Raw genomic sequence first — 19,021 nt, forward strand, 5'->3', positions numbered from 1 at the left:
TAAGTCGAGTTGATTTTAAAATAGATAATTTATTTTGTGTATAGAAAGTGGTGAGATAGTGAATAATAAATTTTTACCCATAAGTAAGGCCGACATGGAGGAACGAGGATGGGATGAGTTAGATTTTGTAATAGTGACTGCTGATGCATATGTGGATCATCATAGCTTTGGTACTGCGATAATTTCTAGAGTGCTTGAGAAGGCTGGTTATAAAGTAGGGATAATAGCTCAGCCGAATTGGAAGACTACAGAGGATTTTATGAGACTTGGTAAGCCTAGACTGGGGTTTTTGGTAAATGCTGGTAATATGGATTCTATGGTAAATCATTATTCTGTCAGTAAGAGAGCGAGAGACAGGGATCTGTATTCTCCAGGGGGCAAGATGGGATATAGACCAGATAGGGCTACGATTGTTTACTGCAATAAGATACGCGAGGCTTATAAGCATGTGCCTATAGTTATAGGAGGGATTGAGGCGAGTCTTAGAAGATTTGCACACTATGATTATTGGAGCGACAGAGTTAGAAATTCTATATTGGTAGACTCTGGAGCTGATTTGTTAATTTTTGGAATGGGAGAAAAACAAATCGTAAATGTTGCAGATGCCTTAAATAACGGATTTGACCCTAAGTATATAAGCTTTATAGACGGGACTTGTTACTTAGCTGATAGCTTGGATGAAGTCTATGGAGACTATGTAGTTGTGCCTTCAATGGAGGAGGTAAGCACTGACAAGAGAAAGTACGCCGAAGCTTTTAAGATTCAATCTGATGAACAGGACCCATTTAGAGGTAAGATAATCGTGCAGCAGCACGGAGTCAAATACTTAGTCCAAAACAAACCGGAAAAACCTCTAAATAGAGAGGAGTTAGATGAAGTTTACGCACTTCCATATGCGAAAACTTATCATCCGATTTACGAGGATATGGGCGGAATTCCTGCTATTAATGAAGTGAAATTCAGTATAGTGAGTAACAGAGGATGCTTCGGAGCGTGCTCATTCTGTGCTATAACCTTCCATCAAGGTAGGGCAGTCCAAAGTAGAAGTCATGAGTCTATCCTAGAGGAGGCAAAGGAGATAACTCAAATGCCTGATTTTAAAGGTTATATTCATGATGTAGGTGGACCGACTGCTAACTTTAGGGGACCTGCTTGTAATAAGCAAATTACAAAGGGCGCATGTAAAAATAGACAATGCTTGGATCCATCACCTTGTAAAAATTTAAAGGTAGACCACACAGATTATATAAATTTGCTTAGAAAGGTCAGAAGTCTTCCAGGAGTCAAGAAGGTATTCGTGCGTTCGGGTATAAGATACGACTATGTGATGGCTGATAAGGACAACAAGTTTTTAAGAGAATTAATCAAGCACCATATAAGTGGACAGCTAAAGGTAGCTCCAGAGCACGTAGCTGAGGAGGTCCTTTACTACATGCAAAAACCAGCTGGAGAGACTTATGAGAAATTCAGACAAAAATTCTTTGATATAAATAGACAGCTTGGAATGAATCAGTATTTGATACCTTATTTAATGTCATCTCATCCAGGCTCAACATTAGATAGCGCGATAGAATTGGCTGAGTATTTGAGAGATATACATTACCAACCGGAGCAAGTTCAGGATTTCTACCCAACGCCGGGGACTTTATCGACTACGATGTTCTACACAGGGCTAGATCCTAGAACTATGAAGCCAGTTTATGTGCCTAAATCTAGAGAAGAGAAGGCTATGCAGAGGGCACTTTTACAGTTTAGCCAGCCTCGAAATTACGATTTAGTTCACGAGGCGCTTGTCAAGGCTGGTAGAGAGGATTTAATAGGATATGGCCCTAGATGCTTGATAAAACCTAGAGGTGAGAATTTTGGACATAGCAAAAGTAAGCCTTCTAGAGGCCCTAATAGAAGTTCTCAAGGAAGAAATTCAAAATCGAAAAAATCATCTTCTAATAAAAATTTAAAAAATACAAGAAACTCAAAGTCAAAGAGAAGACCTAGATAGAAAGTGAAGCTAGATAAATTCATTTATATGATTTATCTAGTTTTTTTGTTAAAAAATAGAATAAATAATACAGTATCGGAATAAAATAAATTAAGCTTGTCAGAAAATTAATCAAAAGAAAAGAGGTGTTTCAAATTAAATCGAAGATAAAATCTGCATTGATTCTTTTTGTGGTGACTATAATTGTGTATGTCACCTACGATAATTTGCAGAAAATAGAGGCACAGAGGAATTTACCTGTTGGGGTTACTGAGGTTGAAATAAGTGATTGGGTCAAGACTAGAGAGGTGGATGAGATTGGAGATTATGAGAAAAAGCTCAACTCTCATGTTGATTTGGTCGAGCTTAATCAGAATGTTTCGATTGATGATGTACAAGCTATAGACGGATTGTATGATGATAAGTGGAACCTCAGTAGTATACCGTTGTTAAATGGTAGTACATCTGTCGTTAGCCAGGAAAGTGCTGAGAATAGTGAAGAAGGTATAGATGTTAGCCAAGAAAATACTGAGATTAGTGAAGAAACAACAGAAGATATCGTTCAAGCGAGTATAACTGGCAATAAAGTCTTGAGAACTATTGTAAATACTGGGACTTCTTCACTCTTGAGGTATAATATAGAGCAATTATCTGCTTATTTAAAATCAGATACACCCGTAGTGTGGTCAGAAAATGGGACAGTTACTTGGAATCTATGGACAAGTGTCGATGATAAAAAGACAGCAATCGAGTGGAGGATGATCAGTGGAAAGTTTAACCTATCGTACGAGCAGCTTCAAAAGATAAAGTCAAGGGATGCACACATGTTGCTGGGTATACCTGCTGATAATGATTATGGATTTGAGCTAATAATACCATATAACGATATTATAAGTGTTTTTGTCAATGAAAAACCGACATCTATAAATTATACGAGTAAATCTACTTTGATTCAATATTATCTAAACAGTACACGTAGTGATTATAAATATACAGCTGGCTCTAATTATTGTAAAAATGAATATCATAATGAGCTTTCAAATCACACAGATGGAAACCATGTGGATACAAACGTGTTAGACCAAAGTGGACTATTGGATTGTGAGATACTCAATAACCTAAAATCTGGTGAAAATACAATAGATATATTGATAGGAAATATTATAATAAGCAAAGCGTCATTAAATAACTCTAATGGATTTTCAAAGCTCAATCTGTATATAATCGAAAGCCCTAAAATAAATATAAGTGCACAATTTTACAAATATGAGAATGAAGAAATTGTTTATTTTGACGAAAATTACCTTCCTAAAAAAGATGAAAAAGTATATTTGAGAATAGATGTAGAAAACAAATCGACTATAACATTAAATAATCTAGATTTGACGATGAAGATAAATTCACAATTGCCACTTGAAATAAATGGAAATGATGTATTTTACGATAATCAAGATATAACTTCTAAAACAAGGTGTTATATAAACCAAGATTTTTCAAATCAATATACAATAGACGAGCTAAAAAGTATAAATCCAGGACAAAAGATGACTATAATGTCAGATGACATAAATTACAAGATTACACAACAAAACTGCAAGGATAAGTACGTGTACATAGAAAGTGTGGCGACATTAAATTATATAAGAGATGAATTGACTTATATAGACAGTAAAAAATTGGAAACTGGTTCGTCATCGGTGAGGGAAAAAAGGATTAGAATTCCAGTAAGTAGTGCATTTGGGTGTTTAAATATATCTTGTTCAGTGGAAGGAGAAAATCTAGATGATACGAGCTTTATGTTAAATATAAGCAGTAGCGACGATTTTGCAAATTTATTGATAAAACCAGGACAAACCTGCAAATTAAACGATTTATCTCTAAGTGAGTATGATATAAATTTAATAGTGCCACAGGATTATCAAGTTGTAGATACAGATACATATTCGAGTTCAATTCAAAATAAAGTAAGCCTAAATTCAACAAATTACGAAAAAAATATACAAATCAAACTCAAGAAGAAAAACAATCCTTATTTTTATAAAAATAATCAAGAAAGTGTGAGCCTAAGCTTTAAATAGTAAAAGAAACCAAGGTGATAAGATGAAAAAAGCTTTTTTTATAGTGGTAGTTGTGATTTTGATTTTTAATTATAGCTATCTAGAAGCAATGTTTTTCAATAAATTTTCAAAAGAGACAAATACTCAGGTTCAGACCTGCAAAATCGATTTTTCGATTGGAGATGAGTCTGTTCAAAATCGAGAAATTAAGTTCGATGAATTATTGGGGGAGAGTCTAGATCAGCAAACTGTTGTAAATATCGATTTTGATGTGATTAACAATAGTGAATGCGATATTTTTATCAGAATTGCAGTGCTTCCAATCGTTGTAGATGAAAATGATTCAAACATTGCATACAAATTAAATAATTCCTCCTGCAAAATTCAATATGTAAATGATAACAGTGATATCCTGAATTCACTTTATTGGGAAAGAGCGAGTGACGGATATTATTATTATAAAAAATCTATGAAGGAAGGCGGTAGTTTAGAAAACAAACTTATTTCGGGTATAAAATTAAACTTGACTAGAGGGGAGAGGATAGAACTTAGAGATAAACAATTTCAAGTTGTCGTCAGAGTGGAATCTATGCAGAGCAAGTATGGAGATTATAGTAATTCATGGTAAGTTTTTACATTTTGTGTTGTTAAGAATTTGGGAGGTTTTATATGAATAAAAAGAAGAAGTTTCTAATAGCATTAGTCGTGATTTTAGTACCAGTTATAGGATTTGGTTTTAATTATTTTAGATGGGATGGCAATGATCAGGTATCTAAGCAGACACTTACAGTAAATGGTGGTATAAGTATAGAAAATATCTCAGCAGATCAAAAGCTAGTTCCTGGAGATAAGATTTGTGATACGATTGGGTTTGATATTAAATCTACAGCGCCTAGTTTATTGAGAGTGAAGGTTGAAACTTTTTGTGGTGATGATACTACACCAGTGGATATAGGTATAGTAGAAGGTGTTGATAAAAATTGGGTTAATGGAAACGATGGATACTATTACTATACAAAAACAGTAGATCAATCTACAGGTGTATTGCAATTTGCCAGTGATATAAAGTTTGGCACTGAAACTGGCGAAGATTTAAATCAATACCAAGATCAATACATAAAAGCTAAAATAACAGCAGAAATGGTACAGGCTAAATACGGTGTATTTGAAACTGCATGGGAAATGGATTCGACACATCCAGCATATGCACAATTAAAGACAGCATCAGATCAAGTTACACCATCAAATTAGTCTGAATTAAAAAGGCTCCCTATATAAATATAGAAGTATTTGTATAGGGGCTTTTGTGGTTTTTATTTATCTTTTGATACTCCATCGATTAAATTTGCATATAAAATAGGGCAGCGACTTAATCTAGGTCTATCTGGCTCAAAGCTAGTCACTCTGACACCTGGATGACCGTTTGCTACAGTTGAGGTAGCTTCTATTAAAATGCCCGGAGCCACGTAAATTGCTACATGGTGAATATGGTAGATGCCGTCTATTCTAGGGCAGTCCTTTCCATTTTTGCATTTGTAGTTATTGAAAAATATTAAATCACCTGGCTTGAGCTCGTCTTCATTTATATCGCAGCCTAAATTTAGGCAGATTTTCGCCTGTTCGAAGCTTCTTTTGTTTTGGAGATAGTCAATTCCTACTTTAGAGTAGACATCACTCGCAAATGAGTTGCATCTTAGCTCGCCATCTTGAGTTCCATATGGAGTTCCTATTTTTTGGAAGGCATATTCTAGTAGCTTAGTCCTTTTATCATCGGAAATCGCCTTGATAGACGTACAGATTCCATTTTGGTCAAAATTAAAGCATAAATTAGAGATTGTAATAGAGCTATTTTTCTTCATTTTATAGTTGTTTTGATCGAAATAATAAATTTTTTCGCCTATCGATTGTAGACCTTTTAGCAAATAGCCGTTTTTAGGGTGTGCGTAATATGTGTCATTTGCTATGTTTAACATGCCGTATTGCACTTTGCCGTCTTTGAAATAGTAGTATCTATCGTCAATACATTTAAAAGTTTGATCTAAGGTAGAGGCTTTGGTATCGTCGAAGAAGATGTTTATAGCTTGAATATCATCCGCTTGGGCATATGTCGGGTTATTAGGTAGAATGATTGCGTTAAAAAGTACAACAGAAAATAATACTGCAAAAATAGGTTGTATATGTGAAAATAGTCCTTTAAAAAATTCCATAATTTATCTCCTTTCTAAATATATAATCAGTTATTTATATGTATTATGGCCAAAATGATGAAAATTATGTAAAAAAATATAAATTTTATAAAAATAAAACGATTAAAAATATAAATTTTACATTTATAAATATACATAAAAAAATATAAATACAAGACAAATGAAAAAGCATCGGACTACGGCACGTTTTTTGGGGAGATAAAAATAATTAAATAATATAATATAAAAGTACGAAGTTAACGAGGGACAGCTAACAAGTTAACGGGAAATCCAATTAATAATTTAAACTGAGGGAATTATAAATTAATAATAGGTTTAAGTAAAATCGGTATAGGGTCAATGGAGTGAGGGCTATTGGCTTTATATAAAGGCTGTGGGGTGGTTTTAAATAACCGCTTTGCAGTCATTTTTTGTGTAAACAATTGATAAATTAAGTGATATAATATTTAGAAAAGTACAGTTTAAAGGAAGGTTTATTAATTGGAAGGCAAGTTGATTAGCAGTAAAAGGAAAGTTAAAAAACAATCAAAAAATAAAGTTACAAAGCAATGTAACGAGAAAAATAGTATTTTGATAGATAGCTTTAATAAAATAAGAGATATTGTTAGGATTATATACATTTACAGCTCTTATAATAATAATGAGATTTTTAAGGTTTCTGAGAGAAAGCTTAGAGCTGAAAAACGTAGAATTAAGAATATCTTTGAAGAAAATTGCAAGGATAATTACGAAAAAAATAGAAAATATGTCGGATTATGCTACGATGCAGTTATTTATTCAAAGAATTTTTTATCTCAAGCGTATTTTATAAAAAATTTTCAGGATTTTGATTTGATACTGTATTTTTTTATTTTAGAAATTTTAAATCAGGGCCCTATGAGTATGGACGATATTTTAAATGAGTACGAAACAATGAGCTATATCAACGGCAAAACAAGTCAAACTGACGATATAGCAAGCTCCACTACTATGGAGAGACATCTAAAAAAATTGTTAAAAGAGGGCTTGATAGATAGAGTGAAAGATGGTAAAAGATATCTATATAAATCAAAGGAGGAATTTTTTGAAGGTTTTTCCTTGGGTCAGAAGGAGGCAATCTTAAATCTAGCTATTTTTTATTCTGAAATAGCACCTTATAAGGTTCCTGGATATTATTTACAGGAAACATTGAAAAGTGATCTGGATATAATGAATTTAAATTACTACGACAATGAAGAAGTATATAGGGATTGGTATTATTTTTCAGGCAATCAAATACACAGTATTTTAGATGAAATAGTTTTGTTTAATATAGAAAGAAACAGATTTGTTGAGATAGATAATTACAGGGTTAAGCTAAAGGTTTGTTATTTGTACAAGATAATAGACCAATTATATGGAAGATTATTTGTGATGACTAGGGGTATAGATGAAAATAACCTAGTCACAGATGAGTACATAATTTTTAGGGTCGACAAAATAAAATCAGTTAAACCACTTAAGAAGAAGCCTAAAAATTTAGCTGATGTAGATTTAAACCAAAGATTAAATATGTGGAACTGTTCCATTCCACCTGAAAAGACTAGAACTCTAGAGGAGGAGACAGTACAGGCTATTTTTTACATAGATGAGGTAAATGACAGAGATCTATATGAAAGACTTTTGAGGGAGAAAAAATGGGCTACTTTAGATAAAATAGGCGATGGAAAATACTTATTTACAATAAGTTTGATAGAAACATCTGAATTAATTCCTTGGTTTAGGACATTTGAAGGGCATGTTGTAGTTTTAAATAAGGAAATGAATGAGCAGTTTCAAGATGAAAGAAACAAGTTATTAAGAAGATATGGGGTATTTAAATAATGGAGTATTTTAATACATATAAAAACAAATTATTTATAGTTTTGACAAGAATAATGAATCAAGCTGTCGATGGCAGAAAATTTACGGATGAAGAAGTAGAAAAGCTTCTAATGGACACAAAAATTGCAGATGAGGATTTTATAAAAAATGTGCTTGGATATAGCGAAAATCCTTATGGTATAATGGGTGCGGACTTTAAGCCTATGTTTACTGATAAAAAAATTCCTATAAATCCGACTGTTTTAGAGAAACGCTGGCTAAAATCAATAATAAAGGACGATATGGCGAGGTTGTTTCTAGATGAGGATATCATTTTGAAGCTAGAAGATAAATTGCAGGATGTAGAGCCTTTGTTTACAATGGATTTAAAAAATGAATATCATATAGACGAGAGATTTATTAAGGTTATAGTATGCTCTTTTAGATATAATAAATTTATAAAATATAGATTTACTCATAATGGAGAGAAATACGAGCATATAGGGATGCCATTTAAGCTTAGCTATCTTGTGAGAGAGAACAGGTTCAAGCTGTCTGTTTACTGTATAGAGAAGAGAGAGCTTTTTTATATAGATTTAGATAGTATAGAGGATATAGAGTTTTTTGAAGACTTAGATGAGGATCTAATCCAGTTACAAAAGGAAGTAGACGCTATTGGAAAGAGAGAATTTTTTAAGAGGGAATTAAGCAATCAGATGGTCACATTGAAGCTACAAATTATTCCGGCGTTTAATAGTGATACACCAACATTTAGTAGTAATACAGTGGAAAGGGCTCATTTTTTATTTTCTGCTTACGATAAAAAATCGTTTAAGATGGAGGATTACTATATTTTAGAAGTTAAATATTATAAATTTGATGAAGAAAATGTCATAAAAAAAATACTAAAACTTGGAATTTATGCTACAATATTAGAACCCGAAGATGTAAAACAAAAGGTTGTGTCTATGCTTTTGGAGGGGTATAATTTACAGAAAAGATTTGATCAAGAAATGGGTGAAGACTATTTAATTTAGGTTTCATAAAGTATGAAACTATAAATGTTTATATATAGAATTGCACATTGCTAGGAGGTGCTTTATATGTTTAAATTTAAAACAAATAACTTATTAGATGGAATAATGTACATAATTATGGGTATAATTTATTGCGCAGTGGCTGTGTATTTTGTTTCAATTAGAACAAATATAGTACATGCGATAATTACAATTTTATCATTTGTGGTTGGAGCTATAGCTTATTTTAAATTAAGCTTTAGAAAAACTACAGATGAGGTAAAATAATAGAGGTGGATATAAATGGCAAAAAAAGTAAAGACAAATGCGATGAGAATTTTAGATTCGAATAAAATAAATTACGAGACACATTCATATAAAACAGATGGTGAGCATGTAGACGGAATCACCGTCGCAAATGCTATAGGTAGAGATGTAGAGCAAGTCTATAAAACCTTGGTAGTGCAAGGTCACAGCAAGGAATACTATGTTTTTGTAATAGCAGTCGACCAAAATTTAGACCTTAAAAAGGCGGCAAAAGCAGCTGGTGAAAAAAGCGTCGAAATGATTCATGTCAAGGATATAAACAAGGTTACAGGCTATATTAGAGGAGGGTGCTCTCCTGTAGGTATGAAAAAATTATATGGTACATTTGTAAATGAAAAGGCAAAGGATTTGGATACTATAATAGTCAGCGCTGGTAAAATAGGACATCAAATTGAGCTGAAGCCTGAGGATTTGCAAAAGGTTACTAATTTTAAGTACGCAGATGTGATACATTAAATTTAATATAAACGTCGAAAAGGGATATTTAAAATAGATTTTTCTAGTTTTAAATATCCCTTTTCATTTGCAACAAATTGAAAAACAAATATTTTGATATTCAAATTACTATTGACTTATAAATAAAAATTGTTATAAAATTATTTTTCGAGATGTATATAAAATTACAAAGTGGATATAATACACATAAAGTTAATATAGAAGTAGGATAATAGAAAGTTTATATGGGAATAAATACATATACAGTTAATATAAAAATAGTATAGAAATAAATGTAATAAATTAGATGTCGTGGTGGGAGGAATTATTTTTATGATACGCATAATAACAGATAGTTCGAGTGATATAACTAGAGAAGAAGCTGAGAGATTAGGTATAGAATTAGTGGCTTTACACGTTGCATTTGGGGAAGAGAGCTTTTTAGATGGTGTCAATATAACTCATGATGAATTTTATAAAAGACTTGAAGAGGCTGAAGAATTACCTAAGACTTCACAAATGAATCCAGCTGGATTTGTAGAAGTTTTTGAAAAATTTATAGATGCTGGGGATGAAATAGTAGGGATATTCTTATCATCAAAATTAAGTGGCACATATCAATCAGCTGTGATAGCGTCTCAAATGATTGAAACTGATAAGATACATATTGTAGATTCAAAAAACGCCAGCCTTGGATTGGCAGTACTTATCAGAGAGGCTGTTAAGTTGAGAGATGCAGGCAAGACTGCAGTAGAAATAGCATCAGAAGTAGAGGAACTTGTAAAAAGAGTAAAATTAGTGGCTGTAATGGACACCCTTAAATATTTAAAAATGGGGGGTAGACTATCTGCTACATCTGCATTAGTAGGTGGAGTTCTTGGTATAACTCCTGTAATATCAGTTGTAGATGGTGCTGTCGAAGTACTTGCAAAGACTAGAGGACACAAAAAATCTATAAAATTTATGGTAGATTATATGCAAGAAAATATTCCAGATGAAAATCACTGTGTTGAATTTGGATATACTAGAATAATCAAAAATTTAGATGATTTTAAGGATAGCTGTAAGCCAAAGTTCGAATTAGGTGAAGAAGCAACTAGAGAAATAGGTGCTATAATAGGTACACATGTAGGACCTGGAGCATTTGGCATATCTTATATAGGTAAATAATGATATTTAATAGACTCAATGCATAGGGTCTATTTTTATTTTGTTGAAAAATAGTTTCTTATCATAAGAGACGGGAATTATTAAATAAATTTTTACATATATGTATAATAATTTAAAAATTAGAAATAATATAGTTATAATAATTGTGGAGGCATCAGACAGAAATTTTCAAAAAACTTGTTTTCTGGACTAAATAATGTTAAGATAGAAAGACGAATAATTATAAAATAATGGGGAGGTATGTTCGTTTGAAGGTTATTAATTCTGCTCAAATTACCGAAGAAGTGAAACGTTTATGTATAGAAGGAAATATTTTCTTAGGTCAAGATGTTGTAGATTGTTTTAAGCAAAATCTAGAAAAAGAAGAAAGCGATCTAGGAAAAGATGTTTTAAATATTTTAATAGAAAATGCAAAAATAGCATGTGAAAAAGAAGTTCCAATATGTCAAGATACAGGAATGGCTGTATTCTTTGTCAAGGTAGGCCAAGATGTCAGAATAGAAGGAGATACTTTGACAGAAGCTATAAACAAAGGTGTAAGTCTTGGATATACAGAAGGATATCTTAGAAAATCTGTAGTAAGCCCAATTACTAGAAAAAACACTCAAGACAACACTCCAGCCGTAATTCACTACGATATGGTCAAGGGAGATAAGCTTGAGATAGTATACGCACCAAAGGGATTTGGTAGTGAAAATATGAGCCAATTGAAGATGTTAAAGCCATCTGATGGATTAGATGGAATCAAGAGATTTATAGTAGATGTTGTATCTGAAGCTGGTCCAAACCCATGTCCACCGATAGTTGTAGGCGTTGGAATAGGTGGAACAGTAGACAAGTGCGCTCAAATTGCTAAAAAGGCTCTAACTAGAGAAATTGGAGAACACAACGCAGACCCATTTATAGCAGATTTAGAAAAGGAAATGTTGGAAGCTGTAAATAACTTAGGAATAGGACCTCAAGGATTAGGTGGAAGAACTACTGCTCTTGCTGTAAATATAGAAACTTTCCCAACTCATATAGCAGGACTTCCAGTTGTTGTTAATATAAATTGTCATGCATCAAGACATAAGAGCGTGATTTTATAGGATTTTTTAAATAAATAGATACGAAGAATGCTTTTATAAGGGGGATAAATTATGATAGAATTAAAAACTCCATGTACAAATGAAGATATTGAAAAATTAAAATGTGGTGATGTCGTGAAGATAAGCGGCGTTTTATATACAGGAAGAGATCAAGCTCATAAGAGAATGGTGGCTGCACTAAATGAAGGAAAAGAGCTTCCTTTTGATGTGAATGGTCAAGCTATTTACTACGTTGGACCAGCGCCAAATAAACCAGGTGAAATAATCGGTTCAGCAGGGCCTACAACAAGCTATCGTATGGACGATTTAACAGTTCCTCTTTTAGAAAAAGGTCTAAAAATAATGATAGGAAAAGGAAAGAGAAACGACGTCGTAGTAGAAGGCATGAAAAAATACAAGGCCGTTTACCTAGCTGCTATCGGCGGTGCAGGAGCTTACATATCTAACTCAATCAAAAAATGTGAAGTAATAGCTTATGATGATTTAGGAGCAGAAGCTGTTAGAAGACTTGAAGTAGAGGATCTACAATTAATAGTAGCTATAGATTGCCAAGGCAATAATATCTACAATAAGAGAAAAGAATTCGAAAGAGAAATAAATTTATAATGCATAGGAAATTATATTCCTTTGAAATTTTGGATAAATATAATTTCCGTCATGCATTTCAAAAAGGTTATCGCACTTGCTACGCCAAGTGCTTAAAAATCAACATTATGGATCTTTAGGATAAAGATTTTCTTATAAAAAATATATTTGAGATGAAATTTGGAGGAAAAACATGGCAAAGAAAGACTTTAATGAATTAGCATTAAAAATGCATGAGGAAAATGTAGGAAAAGTAAGCATAAAAAGTAAAGTAGGAGTTTCAACTAAGGATGATTTATCTACAGCTTATACTCCAGGGGTAGCAGCTCCATGCTTAAAAATAAAAGAAAACAAAGACGATGTTTACAAATACACTTGCAAATCAAATATGGTTGCAGTAGTAAGTGATGGTACAGCAGTTCTTGGACTTGGAAATATAGGAGCATCTGCTGCTATACCAGTTATGGAAGGTAAATCAATATTATTTAAGGAATTCGCAGGTGTCGATGCATTCCCAATATGTGTAGACACTATGGATATAGATGAAATAGTTAGAACAGTAAAATTAATAGCGCCAGTATTTGGTGGAATCAACCTAGAAGATATAAACTCTCCAAGATGTATAGAAATAGAAAATAGATTAAAGGAAGAATTAGATATACCAGTTTTCCACGATGACCAACATGGTACTGCAATAATAGTTTCAGCTGGTATAATAAATGCTGCAAAGCTTGCTGGTAAAAAATTAGAAGACCTAGAAATCGTAATAAATGGTGCTGGTTCTGCAGGTATGGCAATAGCAAAAATGTTACTTAACTTAAACGTAAAAGACATAGTTTTATGTAATAGAAAGGGAGCAATCTATTCTAAATCAGAAGGTTTAAACTGGGCTCAAGAAGAAATGCTAAAGGTAACTAATAAAAACGACCAATCAGGTTCATTAGCTGATGTATTAAAAGGAAAAGACGTATTTATAGGTGTTTCTGGACCTAACATGGTTACAAAAGAAATGGTAGCTACTATGGCAGAAAAATCAATAGTATTCGCTATGGCTAATCCAACTCCAGAAATATTCCCTGATGAAGCTAAAGAAGGTGGAGCATTTATAGTTGGTACTGGACGTTCAGATTTCCCTAACCAAGTAAACAACGTTCTTGCTTTCCCTGGAATATTCAGAGGAGCTTTAGATGTTAGAGCTAGCGAAATCAACGAAGCTATGAAGGTTGCCGCAGCTTATGCAATAGCTGGAATAATCAAAGACGAAGAATTAACTACAGAATTCGTATTACCAGATGCATTTGATCCACGTGTTGGTAAAGAAGTATCTGCAGCAGTTGCTAAAGCAGCTAGAGATACTGGCGTTGCTAGAATATAGTAAAATTTTATAATTGAAAGTAAAAACTGTTACATGAACTTTAGTTTGTGTAGCAGTTTTTTTGATTGCGTAAAACATATTTTTAGCTGTAAAAACATAGAATTTATAAAGGGTACAATTTTTAATATATGATAGATTTGAGGAGATTATTTATGGATGAAAATACAATTGTTTTATGGGATCAAGATGGCGTTGAGACTACTTTCGAAAAAATATTTTCAATAGAGATTGATGGCGAAAACTACATTATGTTATCACCTGTTCAGAAGAAAATTTACAGTGATGAAGAGGATGAGGAAGAAATTTTAGTTTTTAAGATAAAGGATAGCGATCATGGTGAGCTTTTAGTCCATTTGAAGGAGGAGGAATGTGCAGCTCTTATGGATAAATGTAAGGTGTTATTTGAAAAGTTTATAAATAGTAACGATATTTAATTTATTGAGATACAAATGGGGCATTATACGGTGTTGTTATAATGCCCCGTTTATTATTTTATGTTGTTTAATATTTTTGTGTAAGCTTTTTGTGTATATGCTTTGTCCTTTGTGTTGTATATTAAGTAGTCAAATTTGCTGTTTTTTAGTTTGGCTACTATGTATTCAGAGTTATCCTTTGGGTAAAGATAGACTCTGCATTTGCCGTATTTGTCGCTTTTGAAGTTTCCAATTAGCTTTTCGTCAGTTCCTATACCATTAGTTCTAAGTCTGAAGGAAATAGGCTCGTCAGTTATAGTAATGCTTTCGATATCCTCGTAATTTAATTCATAAGAATAAGGAAAAGCGGAAATACTAATATTAGGCTCAGTTGCGCTAAGTGTAATTTTGCTGTTTGCAAATTCAATAGGAACCATTAAAATTACAATAATTACAAATGTAGCGATTAATACGATTTTATCTAGTTTTTTGCCCATGAAATTACCGTGTTTTGTAGCTAGATTATATGTCATACCGTATCCAAAACGACTAGACACAGTCGTGCTAGTGTCGTTAGGATTGTAGTAGTAGATACCGTCGATCCAGTAGTCGTCATCGTCTACAATAATTTCTTCGTAATTTTTTTTCTCCATTAATTCTTCTTCTAAGCTAGACATTTTTCTTTTGATATATACAAATCCCATAGCTATTGTAAATGATAGTATGACTATAGATATCATTATTACATCGAAGAATTTGATATCTATGTAATCTAATAGCACAAGGTACATGACTAAAAGTGTAATAGATTCAAAAATAGCATTTATTAAAAAATAGATTGAAAACATTCTTTTTTCTGCTTTATTTAGTATCAAGTTGACTTCAGAATCTGTGCTGTAGGTTTTAAGCTTGCTTTTGTTTGAACCCTTTGCTGTGTAAAATAGAAACATAACAAACGCAAAGTTTAAAACTGAAATTATTAAAAAGGCAATATTTTCACTCGAAAAATTCTTAAAGCATATAACTAATACCAAAATATTTATCAATAAAGGAATTAAAAAATATTTATCGCTAATAGGCATAGAACTTTTAAGTAAAGTCGTCTTAGTATCGCAGTAAACGACCTTTTTCTCGCCGACAAACCATTGATTTTTGCGTTTCTCAGCTTTGACTTTGCGGTTCATCTTCTTAAATGGTACGGTAGAACCGTAGTATGAGAAAAATAAACTCCAAACCATTATATAAAGTATATAAACAGTAGTATTTTCAAAAATCCAAAATGGAAAAATAACTGGGATTGCAGTTAAAATCATAGCTAGGTAGATTTTATTGCAAAGAGATTTAAATTCCTTTTGGATGCTTTTTACAAATTCGCCTTCTAATACTTGTGAGGGCAAAGTTACAGCCATAAACATATTTTTGCTAGGTTTATATGCAGAGTGTAGTGTAGCGTATATAGTTATGAACACTATAAAAACACATGAAGCCATAATGACTCTGAATAACATTGGGATAACCACCTTTCCTTAAGTATTTACTATTTTAATTTTTTTAAACATGATATTAGAAAATTTTTCGTTAATTTATTCTTTTTCTGCTTTCAAGCTCTTCATCGAGTTGAAAATATTTTCGCATATCTTCATAAATTCATCCTTTTTTATGCCCCTTATTTCGGCCTCAGAAATGATTAGAGATAAGTCGTCTTCTAGCTTTTCCTTGAACTCAAAGTCGGGAGTTAGGATGGGATTTACCTTGGCTCCATGTCTTCTGTCGATTGATATAAAGCCCTCTTGCTTGAGCATTGCATAGGATTTGTTTACAGTCATGTTGTTTATGCCAAGATCTTCTGCTAGTTGTCTTATTGTAGGTAGTTTTTCGCCTTGAACTAAGTCACCATGCGCGATTGCCATTACGATTTGGTTTCTAAGCTGTACGTAAATTGGGATTTCACTTTCAAAATTTAATTTTAAAATCATATAAGGTCCTCCTTTTAAACATTCAACTTTGTATTATATATAGTAATACAAATAATACTAAATTACAATAAATTTTTTAGGAAATTTTTGTAAAAAATAAATTTGCAAAATGTTGTTTTAACGACAAAATTAAATTATACTTATAACATAAAATTGTAAAAAATAAATTTTTTTGTAAAGTTAGGTATAATTTTTAAAAAAAGGGGGAAAACTTTAAATGAAAAAGTGGTTAAGAAAGGCAATAATTTTTTCAATTACAATTTCTTTCGTATTTAACTCCGGTCTAGGTGAGATTATATCTTATGCACAGACTGTGGATATGGATGGAATTTATCAATCGCTTGTAAGTAGTTTCGACCTAGCTTCAGCAGAAGGAGAGGCTAGTACTGTGGCGGAGAGTACGGCTTCTGAGTATTTTGAGTATACTGAGGTAGATGGTGGCGTATCGATAACTAAATATACAGGTAGCGATACTGAAGTAGTTATTCCTTCTACAATTGATGGAAAGGATGTAAAGACGATAGGGCAATCTGCATTTGCAGGATCTAAGACATTAGTTAGTGTTGTGATACCAGATGGAGTCACAGAAATAGGATCGTATGCATTCTCAGCATGTTCTAAGTTAAATAGTGTTACAATGCCAGAAAGTTTGGCAAAAATAGGGAACTATGCATTTAATGAATGTACAAATTTAGTAGGTATAGGCATACCAAGCAGTGTAACTACTATAGGATATTATGCGTTTGACGATTGTAGTAGATTAAGAAATGTTGAATTACCAAGCGAATTGGAAAATTTAGGTGATTATGCGTTTCATAACTGTAATATAGTAGGTGTTACTATACCAGGTACTATTAAAACTATAGGCAGCGGTGTATTTTGTGGATGCGATGTTTTATCTGAAGCTATATTTTCTGAGGGATTGACTGAAATACCAAGGGGCATATTCGATTCATGTTGGAATTTAGAAAAAGTTACTATACCAAGTACTATTAAAACTATAGGAAGATCTGCATTTAATGGATGCTTTGATTTGAAGACAATATATTTACCAGATGGTTTAGAGAATATAGGGCAATTTGCTTTTCGTGCGTGTACATCATTAGAAACGATAGATATACCAGACACTGTAACTGTTATAGACTATGGAGCTTTTTCTAATTGTATTAGCTTAGATAATGTAGTTTTGCCACAGGGGTTAACTGAGTTGGGAACAGAAGCATTCAATTATTGCAAGAACTTGACTAGTATAGTAATTCCTAAAAATATAACATGTATATACTCAGATACATTCCGAGGATGTATTTCTTTGACTAGTGTCAAATTATATCAAGGTGTAACGAATATAGGTGGAAATGCGTTCCAAGGATGCACTAATTTGAAGGAAATATATATGCCAAAGACTATAGTTAAAATAGGTGATTCTTATACTAATACTGCGTTTGATGATTGTACAAATTTGACAATGTACGTTTACAGAGATTCTTTATCAGAGACTTATGCTATAGATAATAATATTCCTTATGAATATATAGATGATGCTGCCTTTGATACACGCATTCAAATAGAAAAGGATAGCTATGAGTTTTATACTAGCTCAACTAGTGGTATAGATGTGAACTTTTTCTCTAGAACTATTAGTACTGATGAGATAACATGGACAAGTAGTGATGAAAGTGTGGCTAAGATAAATTCTGCTACAAATTATATAAATAAATCATCAGATACATACGATACAACTATAAATTTACAAATTAAGACTTTTGATAAAATAGGAAAATGTACTATTACTGGAGAAACATCAGATGGAATTACTGTGAGTTGTACAGTGAGGGTTTTAAATCCATATGAGGAAACTGTAGATGATGATCCTATTATAGTACTTCCTGGAGTTATGGGAACTAGATTATTTTCTTCATCTGCACTTTATGGTGATTATGATAGGACGAGTGTTATATGGGATCCACAATATGGAATTAAATTTGGTGTAGTTAACAGTGCTGAATCTTTTATAGGTTTGTCTAATGATTTGTTAGGAACTGTATATGTTAAACCGCCTCAAAATCAAAAACTTCTAAAAGAACATGAAAATTCTTTTGGGATAGAGTATAGAGAGTATGGGGCACAAAATGCTTATAAAAATCTCATAGATACATTATGTGATTCTACTGATAGACCTGTTTACTTTTTCAGCTACAACTGGATGGAAAGTAATTCAGATAATGCTGATAAATTGAGAGAGTTTATAAATGAATTAGATGTGGATAAAGTAGATTTAGTATGCCATTCTATGGGAGGAATAGTTGCATCTAGCTATATGTCTAAGTATAAATCTGAAGACAAGGTAGATAAAATCGTAACTTGTGGAACTCCTTATGAGGGAGCCCCAGGTATAATAAATAAGATGCAGAACTGGGATATTTTAGAGGATAACGATAATTTTATTTTTACTGATAGTACAATAAAAGATGTTTTAGGTGATGATATATTAGGGCTTGTAGGTGGATTAACTAAGCAAACAAAAACAAAAATAACTACTGCTGCAGAGCTAGTACCTTCAGAAAATTATGTTT

General features: G+C 32.4%; 17 protein-coding genes. 14 read left to right on the top strand and 3 right to left on the bottom strand.

Features of this window, described 5'->3' with window-relative positions; all coding sequences use genetic code 11:
* The first annotated feature begins 58 nt into the window (after positions 1-58).
* The 4 genes from MR593_RS00685 (at position 59) to MR593_RS00700 (ending at position 5,286) form a co-directional block, all read left to right on the top strand.
* Positions 59-1,999: a YgiQ family radical SAM protein gene (locus MR593_RS00685; RefSeq protein WP_331474697.1), complete on the top strand. Its 1,941-nt coding sequence runs from the start codon at positions 59-61 to the stop codon at positions 1,997-1,999.
* 206 nt (positions 2,000-2,205) lie between these two features.
* Positions 2,206-4,056, top strand: coding sequence for a hypothetical protein (locus MR593_RS00690; RefSeq protein ID WP_290685828.1), 1,851 nt, complete (start codon positions 2,206-2,208; stop codon positions 4,054-4,056).
* A gap of 22 nt (positions 4,057-4,078) precedes the next feature.
* A complete protein-coding gene (locus tag MR593_RS00695) occupies positions 4,079-4,663 on the top strand; it encodes a hypothetical protein (protein ID WP_290685831.1) in 585 nt (194 codons plus the stop codon).
* A 41-nt stretch (positions 4,664-4,704) separates the two neighbouring features.
* Positions 4,705-5,286, top strand: a complete 582-nt coding sequence (locus MR593_RS00700) for a hypothetical protein (RefSeq protein WP_290685834.1) — start codon at positions 4,705-4,707, stop codon at positions 5,284-5,286.
* A gap of 62 nt (positions 5,287-5,348) precedes the next feature.
* Here MR593_RS00700 and MR593_RS00705 read toward each other — a convergent pair whose 3' ends face one another.
* Entirely contained in the window at positions 5,349-6,242 is an 894-nt protein-coding gene (locus MR593_RS00705; protein ID WP_290685837.1) for a C40 family peptidase, read from the bottom strand.
* 480 nt (positions 6,243-6,722) lie between these two features.
* On the opposite strand from MR593_RS00705, the gene MR593_RS00710 reads away from it, so the two are divergent.
* From MR593_RS00710 to MR593_RS00750, 9 genes are all read left to right on the top strand, one after another.
* Complete coding sequence (locus tag MR593_RS00710; RefSeq protein ID WP_290685840.1) at positions 6,723-8,084, top strand: winged helix-turn-helix domain-containing protein; 1,362 nt, start codon at positions 6,723-6,725, stop codon at positions 8,082-8,084.
* The gene (locus MR593_RS00715; RefSeq protein WP_290685843.1) at positions 8,084-9,100 is read left to right on the top strand and encodes a hypothetical protein; all 1,017 of its coding nucleotides are present in this window, start codon (positions 8,084-8,086) and stop codon (positions 9,098-9,100) included. The genes MR593_RS00710 and MR593_RS00715 overlap by 1 nt, the downstream gene beginning before the upstream one ends.
* Positions 9,101-9,166: 66 nt before the next feature.
* Entirely contained in the window at positions 9,167-9,367 is a 201-nt protein-coding gene (locus MR593_RS00720; RefSeq protein ID WP_290685846.1) for a hypothetical protein, read from the top strand.
* A gap of 15 nt (positions 9,368-9,382) precedes the next feature.
* A complete protein-coding gene (gene ybaK, locus MR593_RS00725; RefSeq protein ID WP_290685849.1) occupies positions 9,383-9,862 on the top strand; it encodes a Cys-tRNA(Pro) deacylase in 480 nt (159 codons plus the stop codon).
* A gap of 312 nt (positions 9,863-10,174) precedes the next feature.
* Positions 10,175-11,011 carry a DegV family protein gene (locus tag MR593_RS00730; RefSeq protein WP_290685852.1) on the top strand — a complete coding sequence of 279 codons (837 nt, stop codon included), beginning with the start codon at positions 10,175-10,177 and terminating at the stop codon, positions 11,009-11,011.
* Positions 11,012-11,241: 230 nt separating this feature from the next.
* Positions 11,242-12,099, top strand: a complete 858-nt coding sequence (locus tag MR593_RS00735; protein WP_442908392.1) for a fumarate hydratase — start codon at positions 11,242-11,244, stop codon at positions 12,097-12,099.
* A gap of 51 nt (positions 12,100-12,150) precedes the next feature.
* Positions 12,151-12,705 carry a Fe-S-containing hydro-lyase gene (locus MR593_RS00740; RefSeq protein WP_290685857.1) on the top strand — a complete coding sequence of 185 codons (555 nt, stop codon included), beginning with the start codon at positions 12,151-12,153 and terminating at the stop codon, positions 12,703-12,705.
* 172 nt (positions 12,706-12,877) lie between these two features.
* On the top strand, positions 12,878-14,059 hold the full coding sequence (locus MR593_RS00745; RefSeq protein WP_290685859.1) for an NAD(P)-dependent malic enzyme: 1,182 nt from the start codon (positions 12,878-12,880) through the stop codon (positions 14,057-14,059).
* Between the two features lie 128 nt (positions 14,060-14,187).
* Positions 14,188-14,493: a DUF1292 domain-containing protein gene (locus MR593_RS00750; protein ID WP_290685862.1), complete on the top strand. Its 306-nt coding sequence runs from the start codon at positions 14,188-14,190 to the stop codon at positions 14,491-14,493.
* Positions 14,494-14,546: 53 nt separating this feature from the next.
* On the opposite strand, the gene MR593_RS00755 is transcribed toward MR593_RS00750, so the two are convergent.
* On the bottom strand, positions 14,547-15,980 hold the full coding sequence (locus MR593_RS00755) for a PH domain-containing protein (RefSeq protein WP_290685865.1): 1,434 nt from the start codon (positions 15,978-15,980) through the stop codon (positions 14,547-14,549).
* A gap of 75 nt (positions 15,981-16,055) precedes the next feature.
* Positions 16,056-16,448 carry a GntR family transcriptional regulator gene (locus tag MR593_RS00760; RefSeq protein ID WP_290685868.1) on the bottom strand — a complete coding sequence of 131 codons (393 nt, stop codon included), beginning with the start codon at positions 16,446-16,448 and terminating at the stop codon, positions 16,056-16,058.
* Positions 16,449-16,665: 217 nt separating this feature from the next.
* On the opposite strand from MR593_RS00760, the gene MR593_RS00765 reads away from it, so the two are divergent.
* Positions 16,666-19,021, top strand: a 2,356-nt coding sequence (locus MR593_RS00765; protein ID WP_290685871.1) for an alpha/beta fold hydrolase, incomplete at its 3' end; no start/stop codon positions are given.

The sequence above is a fragment of the Intestinibacter sp. genome, assembly GCF_022780145.1.
GTDB lineage: Bacteria > Bacillota > Clostridia > Peptostreptococcales > Peptostreptococcaceae > Intestinibacter.